This window comes from uncultured Tateyamaria sp., assembly GCF_947503385.1.
In the GTDB taxonomy this organism is placed as follows: Bacteria; Pseudomonadota; Alphaproteobacteria; order Rhodobacterales; family Rhodobacteraceae; genus Tateyamaria.
Genome location: NZ_CANNDO010000021.1, coordinates 1 through 11,738 on the forward strand (window position 1 = coordinate 1; position 11,738 = coordinate 11,738).

At 56.8% G+C, this 11,738-nt stretch carries 6 protein-coding genes and 2 pseudogenes; all 8 read right to left on the reverse strand.

Annotated features, from left to right (window positions below; genetic code table 11):
- Positions 1–382: 382 nt before the first annotated feature.
- A pseudogene (locus Q1A85_RS22875) lies at positions 383–1,552 on the reverse strand (IS3 family transposase).
- Positions 1,553–1,569: 17 nt separating this feature from the next.
- Complete coding sequence (locus Q1A85_RS22880; RefSeq protein ID WP_299695384.1) at positions 1,570–1,725, reverse strand: hypothetical protein; 156 nt, start codon at positions 1,723–1,725, stop codon at positions 1,570–1,572.
- A complete protein-coding gene (locus Q1A85_RS23035) occupies positions 1,722–2,033 on the reverse strand; it encodes a transposase (protein WP_366140631.1) in 312 nt (103 codons plus the stop codon). The genes Q1A85_RS22880 and Q1A85_RS23035 overlap by 4 nt, the downstream gene beginning before the upstream one ends.
- 139 nt (positions 2,034–2,172) lie before the next feature.
- Positions 2,173–2,283 (reverse strand): annotated as a pseudogene (locus tag Q1A85_RS22885) (RHS repeat domain-containing protein); the annotation flags it as partial.
- A 123-nt stretch (positions 2,284–2,406) separates the two neighbouring features.
- Positions 2,407–2,802, reverse strand: a complete 396-nt coding sequence (locus Q1A85_RS22890) for a hypothetical protein (protein WP_299695386.1) — start codon at positions 2,800–2,802, stop codon at positions 2,407–2,409.
- A gap of 70 nt (positions 2,803–2,872) precedes the next feature.
- Positions 2,873–4,183, reverse strand: coding sequence for an RHS repeat-associated core domain-containing protein (locus Q1A85_RS22895; protein ID WP_299695388.1), 1,311 nt, complete (start codon positions 4,181–4,183; stop codon positions 2,873–2,875).
- A 113-nt stretch (positions 4,184–4,296) separates the two neighbouring features.
- Positions 4,297–5,049, reverse strand: coding sequence for a hypothetical protein (locus tag Q1A85_RS22900; protein ID WP_299695390.1), 753 nt, complete (start codon positions 5,047–5,049; stop codon positions 4,297–4,299).
- Complete coding sequence (locus Q1A85_RS22905) at positions 5,046–11,732, reverse strand: FG-GAP-like repeat-containing protein (RefSeq protein ID WP_299695392.1); 6,687 nt, start codon at positions 11,730–11,732, stop codon at positions 5,046–5,048. Before Q1A85_RS22905 ends, Q1A85_RS22900 begins: the two co-directional genes overlap by 4 nt.
- Positions 11,733–11,738 lie beyond the last annotated feature (6 nt).

The following is an 11,738-nucleotide window of genomic DNA, read 5'->3' on the forward strand; positions in this document are numbered from 1 at the left end:
TGAAACAACAACATAAAATGCAATAGACGCAGCAAAGCCGCGTTTGATCCAACCCAACATAAACGTCCCCACGTCCGAATATTCTCGTTAGGCGCGAAACTGCATACTTGTGGTTGTTTTAGCAACACTTTTTTGAGCACCGCACACACAACCACGAATGCAATTTAGATCACAACTGTTCTTCAGAGTATTCAGCACGCCATCCATTTGGGCGGGATGTCTCTAATCGAGTTGAATTCTAAGCTGCATAGTGACGATAACCGAGAACTATCTTGACAGCCCTGGCCTGCAGTAAGTTCCACTGCTCGGAGGTAAGGATACCGGGTATCATCCTGCCGCGGACGCCGATGATCAGCCCCACTTGAGTGGTCCAATTTGATTGTTAGTGCATAACCGGCCTTTGGTCCATCTGGACGATGGTTTCCGGAGCTGGCGGACGGTAGCCCAGAGCACTATGGGGGCGTTTCGTGTTGTAGTGTTTTCTCCATTCTTCGATCAGGATTTGGGCTTCTCGCAGGCTGTAGAAGATTTCGCCGTTCAAGAACTCATCTCTGAACCGGGCGTTGAAGCTTTCGCAATATCCGTTTTCCCAAGGTGAGCCCGTTTCGATGTAAGCCGTCTTTGCATCGACCGCCTTGATCCAGTCCTGAACGGCCTGAGCTACGAACTCCGGACCGTTATCTGAGCGAATGAACGATGGGATGCCGCGTAGAATGAACAGGTCGCTCAAGGCATCGATGACGTTGCCTGAGTTCAGCTTACGATCCACACGGATGGCCAGGCACTCCCGACTGTACTCGTCGATGATGTTCAGTGTCCGGAAAGCCTTCCCGTCGTCAGTGCGGCAATGCACGAAGTCGTAAGACCATACATGATCTCGATGCTCTGGCCTAAGCCGGACGCACGACCCATCATTGAGCCAGAGCCGCCCCTTCTTTGGTTGTTTCATTGGCACTTTCAGCCCCTCTCGCCGCCACAGCCTTTCGACCCGTTTGTCGTTCACATGCCAGCCAGCATCTCTCAGCAGCGCTGCGACCCTACGATAGCCGTATCGGCCATATCGCCGGGTCAGCTCGATTATGTCGGCCACCAACCGCTCTTCGTCTGGGCGACCAACGAGCACCTTACGCTGTGTGGATCGGTGTTGTTTCAGAACGCGGCACGCGCGGCGTTCCGAGATATTCAACTCAGCACGAACACGATCAATGCAAGCACGGCGACGAGCGGGGCTTAGAAGTTTCCCTTTGCTGCTTCCGCCAAGATAAGCTTGTCCAGCGTCAGATCAGAAACGGCCTTGCGCAGCCGCTCATTTTCTTTCTGCAGACGCTTCAGTTCCTTCAATTGGTCCGTGCCCATTCCACCGTACTTGTTTGGCGGGAAAACGCCCCACTGGGGCCTTTTCTTATCCGCCTGCACTCCAGCGGTAGAAGGTCTGTTCAGTCACGCCAATCTGGCGGATCGCATCCAGACGCGGCATTCCTTGCCCCGTCAGGACCTCAACTTGCCGTAACTTCGTGACAATCTCTTCGGGCTTCGGGCGCTTGTTTGCCATGGTCTTCCTCCGTTTTCCTAAACATAGCGGAGGACCACTCCAGTGGGGCAAGACCAATCGACAACCTGCCGATCACTGGGCGGGCGACTGTGATAGGCATAGAAACCGCTGCGGGAAACACCCAGAGTGCGCGACATCAACTGGATCGAATACTCGGCTTGGTTCGCGGTCATGAACTTGAAGACCTCCGCGATGTCACGTCGTTTTGTGCAAACCAAGCCGCGGCCTTTGAGAGTATGTCCCGTTCCTGGCGAAGCTGCTTCACCTCCCGGCGCAACTGGCGCAGTTCTTCCAACTCGGCACTGGTCAGTCGCGCATCGCTTTCGCCGTCATCCGCCCCGGCATGTTTGACCCACTCGTGGATCGTAGCTGCACACGGTTCATACTCTCGCGCCAGACTTTCAACGCTGCGACCAGCTCGCGCCAGCGCAACCAACTGTTCCCTAAATTCCGTGGGAAACGGGTTCCTCGTTCTCGGCATGAAAAACACTCTCCTTCATCAGTGAAAAAGTGTCCATCAAACCGGGGGAACTCCATTCCTTCAAAATGCCAATGATCTGTTCTTCACTAAAACGGCTTCTCTTCATCCTCTGTCTCCTCAGTTGGAGAACAGGCTAACCTCAAATCCAGGACTTTTCAGGGGAGCAGGTCAACCCCACCAGCCGGTTCTGGCTGTCGTAGCTATACGTCTCTACCGACCCATCCAGCTTTGACGTCTTCGACACCCCGTTCCCCTTGGCGTCTTAGGCGATAGTTTTGAATTGAAAATGATTGTATTCCGGTCCTTAAGTGGCAAGTTGAGTAAAAACCAAATTGACATTCTTGAAGAAACACTTTTCACGTAACTTTATCCGTCATTCAGGATACTTAACTTTACGAGCCGCATCCATTATTGGGAACAAAAATTTGTCAATATCACATTCTACACACCCAGAAATATAGTCTGAAAACACTTCTATCTTTTCAGCATCTTCATTCTGGCTATCACCAGAAAACTCTTTAAAATAGATCAAGAAAACTTCCCTTGCCAATTTTAATTTACCATTCGCCGCAAACACATAAAAAGCTCCTGGCGAAGACCCCGGAAATTTCTCTATCTCATCGTGTAGTAATACCGGAAGTCGACTGAATATTTCACCAGTCACTTCTAAAAGTCGGTCCACATCCTCTTCAGCAGAAACACCCTCAGAGACCAATCGATTTGCGACGGCCAATGCCTCTTGCAACTTATTTCGGTTGGAAGTCGTCAAATATAGATCCTCAGCGGTATTTCGCTCTTGCTTCCGACAAGCACTTACCCCAATCGTCAGCCGCTAGTTGCTAACCTCGTCTCGCATTTTCTTTGCAGTTGGCGATTTGAATTCTCCTATTTCTTGGCGTTGGGGCGAGACTTGCCGTTAGCATACATCTTTCGAATGCCTCGCCAACTGCTTTTTCAGCCAGCTCTCTCGCTAAGTCACAGGACTCTTGCTCAGCTTCATAATTCTCATCCGGAGTACTGCTGGTTAATACAATAGCTGGCGCAGCAAAAGCCATAACTCTTGCTATAGATCCACTTAGTGAAATAACGGAAGTACCGACACCTACATAGGAATCGACGGCTAGTACCGATGCGCCCGCTGTCAAGATACCTTTTGTTGCCGTTCCAGAATACCCTGTTGGATCAAAATAGTTGAACGGATCACTGTACGCATATTGATATAAATTGAATTGGTCGGACGCAAAACCTATGGGGTCGTCTTGCAAGAAATTTCCCAGGGCCGGATCGTACGTTCTTGCTCTTAGGTGGTATAGTCTACTCTCACTATCAAATTCGCGACCAGAATACCGATAAGGCTGCGCCAAGTTTTCTTGTGAAAGCAAGATTTGACCGAAACCATCATATTCATATGTTGCGACAACATCATTGTTTTGATTTTCGACGACTTTAAGAGTTGAAGCTTGTCGGTCCGATAGCAGACTATAATTGGTACCCGAACCCGCGACTGCCACTGAACCATATGCCTCAAATCCGAGTGGTTCATCGACATGGTTCGAATGTAGCCATCGTCGCTCCAACAGAGGTGCAACGCTTAAACCGAACTCGAGTGCTATGTCATCAAACCGCAAAGGATAATCTTCGGAAATGTCATAGATGTACGCGCGGTGATCACCATCCACCATCTTCCCAATCCGCCGATCAAGCGCATCATACGCATAGCTCGCCGTCACCGTCGGGGACGCATACCCCACCAACCGGTTCTGGCTGTCATAGCTATACGTTTCCACCGACCCATCCAGCTTCGACGTCTTCGACACCCGGTTGCCCTTGGCGTCGTAGGCGTAGGTGAAGTCGTCATCCTCCAGCAGCTGGTTGTGCGCGTTGGAGGAATAAAGTGCCGACAGGTGCGACGCGAGGCGGTTGCCTTCCTGATCATAGGCATAGTCCTCGACCGGAATTGGCACCCCGCCCTGCGCCACCGGCACGCCTTCGGCCACCTGCACAAGGCGGTTCAGGTCGTCATAGGCGATGGCTTTGGATTTGGACGGATCGAGGTTGTCGAGGATCGACGTCAGCTGCGCGTCCGGCCCGTAGGCATAGCTCAGGTCCGTCAGCGCGACGCCCGACTGCGCATGTTCCAACCGCGTCAAAAAATCGCTTGCCTTGGTATAAGTCTGTAACCGGTCAGACGTTTCTGCTGTGCTTTGAACAAGTACAGTGCTGGGGACGGCTCAGCCTGGGAGGCAACAGGCGGGCAGACTGGTCATTTGACCGTACGCTTAATGTCCGCAAGCGGCATCGACCATTTGTAGTAAGAGTCCGGTTGGGGGTCCCGCAGAAACAGTGAACCGTGGATATCAATGTCTTCCAGACCGTTGTTCAGATCGTCTCGTAAATATACTGTATCTTGATCAACTTCGATCTTGTTGAAACGACCCACTACAGATCTCATAGTTGCAGGAGCCGTTTCGATATGGCGGCTTGCGACCTCGACATCATCTTGGTGTATCACAGCAAAGACGAGGCACCCGCCTATACCCATGCGCGATTCAATGGATATTGAAGCATTCATTGCCCGCAAGAATTTCCTTGAATGAACCCACTTTACGGCAAATCCGTTGCTGCGCAGTGACTGGGTTGCACGGGCGATGACGTCCTCTCTCTGAGCAACTTCTGGAGCGATCTCTGCCATTGCTTTCGATACGATGAGAAACAGAAAATCGAACCTCTCTTCGCCAGTGAGGTCCGACAAAAGGGGCACATCGTTGCCTACACAGACTGTTTGTGTGCCGGTGCTACCCTTGAGGCGAAAGTCTTGTGCGACGTCGTGGCCAACTGCAAAGCATCTCAGTGTTGAGAAAGACCCGAGTTCAAGTGTGTTTGTCTTGAGAAACGTCGCAAAATGCCATGATACGACTTCACCAAACGGAATCAGCTCTTGTTGCGCGCGGCCATGTATTTGCTGATACCGTGCCAGATAAAGCAATGATGTTTCTACGCTCTTTAATCGTTTCATGGCTTTGGTCTTTTGTGGCAAGTGAGGGGTGACCCAAGCCCGTCCAGTGCGGACGCCACCTTCTGTTCGAACTGTAGCATATCCTGCCTCACACCCGGCGCTCCAGCCATTTCTTGAATGATAACAACAATCAGTTCCCCAGCGATATCACCGGTCAACTTTGCGAGCTCCAGCTTTACCTTGCGCATCGATGTCAAAGCCCTGATTGACACACCGTCTTTGCGAGCCGGGCCCCCAGTGATACCTACTTTCTCAGCACCATCGCGACTGAACACAATGTAAGCGCGTTGTGTTTTTTTGCTGCGTCCATCGTTGCCCGATCGTGTGCATTGAGGTGAACCAGCGGGTTGGCCAGACAGACTATTATCAAACAGGCCAGCGTCCATTAATTTGGTCAGGATACCCTCGACGACTGTGAGCGTGCCCGAAGCTACAGTGTTTACCGAGCTGGCAGCCAGAACCGAACCTTTAACTGACAACCAATGGTATTCTGCTTTGCCGCTGATGGACTTTGGACCGCCTTTGTTTTTCGTAAAGCCAGTTGGATCTTTCCAGTGGACTGGGTTATTTGCGGCATAGGTGTATTGGTTAAAGGATCCGCCTGCGATTTCTAAAGGGTCGATTTGTACAAATCGTCCCGACCTTGGCTCATAGTGGCGAGCGCGATTGTAATAAAGGCCACTTTCAGGATCAAATTCGCGACCAGCAAATCCGTAGCGCGTCGGTTCACCACTTGGCAATAGAAGTCCATAAGCATCATATGTTGGCTGGCTGCGGACCGATCCACTCACGACGTCAACTTCATGTGTTATCGTACCATTGCGGTCAGCAAACACTTCGAATTCTGTCCCGGATCCCGGCAATTCCGACGACGTATACTCCTCGTATGCGATGGGCTCATCTGTTTTGTCAGCCATCAGCCAACGGCGCAGCAACTTTCCATCTTCAAAATCAAAGAGGACATCGTTTGACTTTGAAAATACCGCGTCGACTGTGTTGTAAACGAACGTCGCTGTGGTCCCATCCACCATCTTCCCAATCCGCCGATCAAGCGCATCATACGCATAGCTCGCCGTCACCGTCGGGGACGCATACCCCACCAACCGGTTCTGGCTGTCATAGCTATACGTTTCCACCGACCCATCCAGCTTCGACGTCTTCGACACCCGATTGCCCTTGGCATCGTAGGCGTAGGTGAAGTCGTCATCCTCCAGCAGCTGGTTGTGCGCGTTGGAGGAATAAAGTGCCGACAGGTGCGACGCGAGGCGGTTGCCTTCCTGATCATAGGCATAGTCCTCGACCGGAATTGGCACCCCGCCCTGCGCCACCGGCACGCCTTCGGCCACCTGCACAAGGCGGTTCAGGTCGTCATAGGCGATGGCTTTGGATTTGGACGGATCGAGGTTGTCGAGGATCGACGTCAGCTGCGCGTCGGGCCCGTAGGCATAGCTCAGGTCCGTCAGCGCGACGCCCGACTGCGCATGTTCCAACCGCGTCAGCAGGTCGTTTTCGTAGGTGTAGGTGGACACCCGCCCCGAAGTCGAGGTCAGCGATGTCCGCCGCCCCTCGCCGTCATAGCCGAAGGTGTAGACCGTGCCCCAGGGGGCGGTCAGCTCGGTCAGCCTGTCTTCGGGATCGTAGGCATAGGTGGTTGTGCCGCCAAAGCTGTCGGACATCGCAAGACGTCGGTCGAGCTGGTCGTAGGTGTAGCTCAGCGTTACTTCGGGCTGTGGCCCCACCGTGCCGTCCGTGGTCGACGTCACCAGGCGATTGCGTTCATCATAGGTAAAGGTCACACGGCTGTCGTTGTCCGCGGCCAGGATCAGGTTGGACCGCGGGTCATAGCCATAGATCAGCGTGTTGTCCGGTGTGACCACCTGCACGCGGCGGCCCAGCCCGTCATAGGTTGCCGTCTCGACCGCCCCATCCTCGCGCGTGAGCGTCGCCAGATTGTCCCGCCCGTCATAGGCGCGCGTCATCGCCTCGCCGATGGGGTTGGTGCGCACCAGCATCCGGTCCAGCGTGTCGTAGGCAAAGGTCGTGACCCCGCCCCGCCCATCGGTCACGGTCGAGATGTTGTCGCGCGGATCATAGGCAAAGGATTTGACAAAGCCTTCGGCATCTGTGGTCTCCGTCAGACGGCTGACAGCGTCATAGGCATAGGTGTGCGCCTCTCCGTCGCCGTTGATGTGCTGCACCACTTCGCCAGCTTCGTTGTAGGTTCGCTGGATCAGCCCTTCGGCCGGGTCGTCCAGCGATACAAGGCGCTCAAGCCCGTCATACCCCATCGTGGTGACAAGGCCCGTCTCATCCGTGACCGTGGCCAGGTTGCCGGCGGGCAGATAGGTGTAGGATGTCACCCCGTCGATCTGCTGGCCATCCGCTGCCGTGATCTCGACCGTCAGCACCCGGTTGAGCGCGTCGTACGTCCGCTGCACCTGCCGTTCGATGCCGGTGCCCTGTGCCTCGGCAATGCTGGTGACGTTGCCGGTGGCGTCATAGGTCATCCCCGTGACAGATCCATCCGCATAGGTGATCTGCCCAAGATTGCGCGAGGCGTTGTAGGAAAATGCCGTTTCGTTGCCATTCTCATCGCTGCGACTGGCGAGCTTGCCGTCGGCCTCATAGACAAAGGTCCGCGCGCCCGCCTCACCATCGACGATCCGTGTGACTTCGCCAAAGGCGTCGTAATCGTACAGCATCTCGAACCCGTCCGGGTCCACCATGCGCGTGACCTTGTTGTAAACGGGCTCGTAGTTGTAGCGCGTGACCCGCTCGGACGGGGCGCCCACCGCTTCGCGCATCTCGGTCACATTGGCGCGGGCATCATAGGCGATCTCATCCACGCGCACACCGCCGGGTGCCGCAGCGCTGGGGCGCTCGACCCGCACGGCGAGGTTGGCTTCATCCCGGGTGATCCGAACCTCGCGACCCACAGGATCGACGGTGCGAATGACCGAGCCAAAGGCGTTGACCTCAATCGTTGTCACTTCGCCCTTGCGATCCGTGACCGTGGTCACACGGTCCTCGGGTGCAACGTATTTCAGCGGTTGCTCGGCAACGCCGCCCAGACCGTCAATCAACCCCAGTGACGAGGCCACAAGGTTCGACACCGATGATCCATCGGGCAAGGCCGCACCGGACATGTTGCCCGCCGCATCATAGCTGTAGGTCGTCGTGTTGCCGTTCTGATTGGTTGAACTGACAAGCTGGCCCGTGTCGTCATAGCTGAAGGACACGGTGGATCCCGTCGGCTCGGTCACATCGCGCAGATTGCCCTCAAGGTCATAGCTGAACAGGGTTTGGCGCCCGTCGGGATAAGTGATCTGGGCCAGGTTCCCGTTGGGCCCGTATTCCAGGACCGTCTCACCACCAACCTGGTCCACCATGGACACCAGCTGATTGTTGTCGCCGTAGCCATATTCCTTGCGGTTCCCTTGCGGGTCGACCATCGCCGTTTGCAGGCCGGCTGCGTTGAATTCGACAATCATCCCGTCCTTGTAGCGTCGCTCCCAGCCGCCGCCGGGCAAGGCGCGCAGCTCGGAGAACTCGCCATTCGTCGCGCGCAGTACGCCGTCGGGATCACCCACACCGAAATCGATCGTGACCGAGCCATTGAACCCCGTCTCATCCGACCCACCCTGCATCGACACCAGATCCAGCGTGCCGTCGCCGTTCATATCCTCGACAATGAAATTGCCATTGATCGCGTGGGCGATGCTGCTGAGCTCGGCGGGTTGGAACGTCCCGTCGCCGTTCGACCGGAACACTGTCAGCGCGCTGTCGAGCGAGAACAGGATGTCCTCCAGCCCGTCGCCATCCACATCACGCAAAAAGAACTGCCCCCGCTCCAGTGCGCCCGGTGGACTCGCCAGACTGACCGGCGTGCCAAAGCTGCGCCCGTCAAGGTTGGGGAAGTAGACAAAGCCGACGTCGCTTTGCAGCGTAAACAGCTCTTCAAAACCGTCGCCGTCCACATCACTGAGCTGCATCTGCTCGCCCAGAACGAAAAAGCCGCGATTGGCGATATCGGTGGTCAGACCGGTGAAATTGCGCCCGCCTTCACCAAAGGCAAAGTGGATACCCAGACGCGACCGTACGGCCACATCCAGGTTGCCGTCGCTGTCGAAATCGCCAACCTTCAATTCCAGCGGCAAGGTGCCCGAGCGAATGCCACCCTCGGTGGTGCGGTAGACGCGCGCTTCGGTGAACCCGTCGGGGCCGCCGAAATAGGCGCGGATGTCCGCGTTACCGACAATCGTGATAGCGGTGCTTTCAGCATAGATGATGTCTTCGAACCCGTCGCCGTCCAGATCGGCCCGCACCATGTAACGTGCGTCGGCATCGTCATCCTGCACTTCCTTGATGAAACGCGCGGTGCCATCGCCGAACAGCACGCCCAGCTCTTTGGCAAGCTGCCCGGTATAGGGGATGTCGAGGAAGCCATCGCGGTCGAAATCCGCCGCAACGATCGAGGTCAGGTCCGCCTCCAGCTCTGGGTCACTGTCGCTGTTGCGGCGCACATCGGTGGCATTGATGCTGCGCACCCGGCCAAATTCATCCCCGCCGAAAGACTGGATCAGGGTTACATCGCCGGGACCAGACTCGGCCACGGCAATATCCGGGCTCCCGTCGAGGTCAAAATCCTCGACCGCGAGGAAGATCGGGAAATCGGCCGGGATCACAACCGGATCGGGATCAAACGCGGTAAAGGACTGCGCCGGGTCAAAGGAAGTGACAGTATCGTCATCCAGAACGGTGATCGACCCGTCCTCTTCGACCACCAGCTGCTGCAGGTCATCGATGGCCCAGCCGGTACCATAGGGGCTTTGACGATCGTTCTTGATGACAACCTCGGAGGCATGGCTGCCAATGACAGTGGAACAGGCATAATGCGCCCGGGCAACAAAGCTGTAGCCCTCGCGCCCGGATGTCAGGCCCGACGTGTCCAGTGGCACGGTTTGGCTGGCCGTCACGGCTTCGCCCACCAGCGCGGGCACGGTCCCGTCCAGCCCCTCGCGCACGGTCCAGACCCGCTCATCCGCGATATCGAGGCCGCCGACACGTAACGTCGTGGTCAGCGAAACGGGCAAGGACGCGTCGGCGGGGATCGTCACGTCCCCCGTGACAATCATCGTCCTACCAATGGACTGGCTGTTATAGGTCAGCCCGACCTGCTGTGTCTCGCCAAAGGCCATGTAACCGGGCAGCGTGTAGGTGGTTGCGTTGTTGCCAAGGAAGGGGGTGACGCTGCGCATGCCTGTGGGTTCCGAGTCCGACGCCCTCGTGCGGGGCGCCTGAGGCAGGAAGGCGATCAGCGAGCTGCCATCGCGCACATCGACATTTGCCGCGACAATCTCTGTGCCATCCGCGCTGACGTCACCGCGGGCAATGCGCGCAAATCGGGCAAAGCCGTTCTGCAATTGCCACAGGGTCGCGCGCGCACCGGTGGGCAAGGCGTCGACATTCGGCGCCGTCACCGTCACAGGCTGCGAGAACACGGCCCCCGGCGCATCCAGCGCGTAGATCTGGCAGGCTTCCACGCCCTCGGCAAAGCCGGGATGCGCAATCTGTTGCGGCAGTGATCCCAGACAAATCTCGCCCGTGTAAGGCGCGCCTGTGGTGTCCAGAACGGAATCCGCCGGGACATCGACACGAACCCCCGAAATGGCGCTTTGCAGGATTGTCGGCGCGCCTGCCACGACCGGCGCACAGCCATCGCCCAGACGCGACAACAGGACAGGCCCCGGCAAGCGGGCGGCCTGATTGTCGAAAACGCGCACGGTGCGACGATCGACAGCATAGTCAAAACCGCCCCCCGCATTGTCGGGCGTCACGTTCAGAACATCGTCGCCAGCCGTCAGCCCCTGCAATACAAAACCGCCAGCGGCGTCCGTGACCACGTCCACCGCGGCCCCGGCCAGCGCAATCCGCGCACCCACCACGGGCGTCTCGATCCCGTTGGCGAAATCCGTCGCGTCAAGAACCACGCCGGCCAGCGACGTCTCGCCCGCGTCCGGTGGGGCCACGGTAATCGCGATGGGTTCAACCGTTGTCAGAACTCCGTCACTGGCGCCAACCGTGAGAGAGATGACCCCCTCCGCTCCCGGTTCCGGCAAATAGAGCAGCACTCCGGTGGAGGTATCGATCTGCATGCCCTCGGGCAAAGGCAGCGGTTGCAGGAAGTAGCTCACCGTATCCCCGTCAGGATCGACAGCTTCAAAGGTCACGGACAGCGGCAGCCCGACCTCCGCCGCGTAATCCGCAACCAGACCGACAAACGCAGGCGGCCGGTTGGCCCCAGTGATCTCGATCACCGCCGAGGCCGAGGCCGTATCAACGCCATCTGATACCGTCACCCGGATCTCATATGTCCCGCCGATATCCGCAGAAAGCGCTGCGGTACCATCTGCGCCAGGGATCAACGTGGCGGCGTTGCCCGCAGGACCATCGACGATTGCAAACGAGAACGCCAATGCGTCGCCATCCGGGTCATTCGATGCGGCAGCATCGAAAACAAATTCCCCGTCCAAGGTGCCTGTCTCGGGCCCAGTGACGCTGGCGGTTGGGGCTCTGTTCGGGACAACCAGCGAGAGCGTCACCGGGTCGGACGTGAACTCGAAATCCGACACAACCAGATCGAACTCGTAGGTGCCTTGGGTGTCGGGGGTAAAGGTCGGCATGACCGC

Coding starts and splice junctions, on each gene's coding strand:
- Q1A85_RS22880 (WP_299695384.1), bottom strand. CDS start 1,725: ATGACCGCGAACCAAGCCGAGTATTCGATCCAGTTGATGTCGCGCACT.
- Q1A85_RS23035 (WP_366140631.1), bottom strand. CDS start 2,033: ATGCCGAGAACGAGGAACCCGTTTCCCACGGAATTTAGGGAACAGTTG.
- Q1A85_RS22900 (WP_299695390.1), bottom strand. CDS start 5,049: ATGAAACGATTAAAGAGCGTAGAAACATCATTGCTTTATCTGGCACGG.
- Q1A85_RS22905 (WP_299695392.1), bottom strand. CDS start 11,732: ATGCCGACCTTTACCCCCGACACCCAAGGCACCTACGAGTTCGATCTG.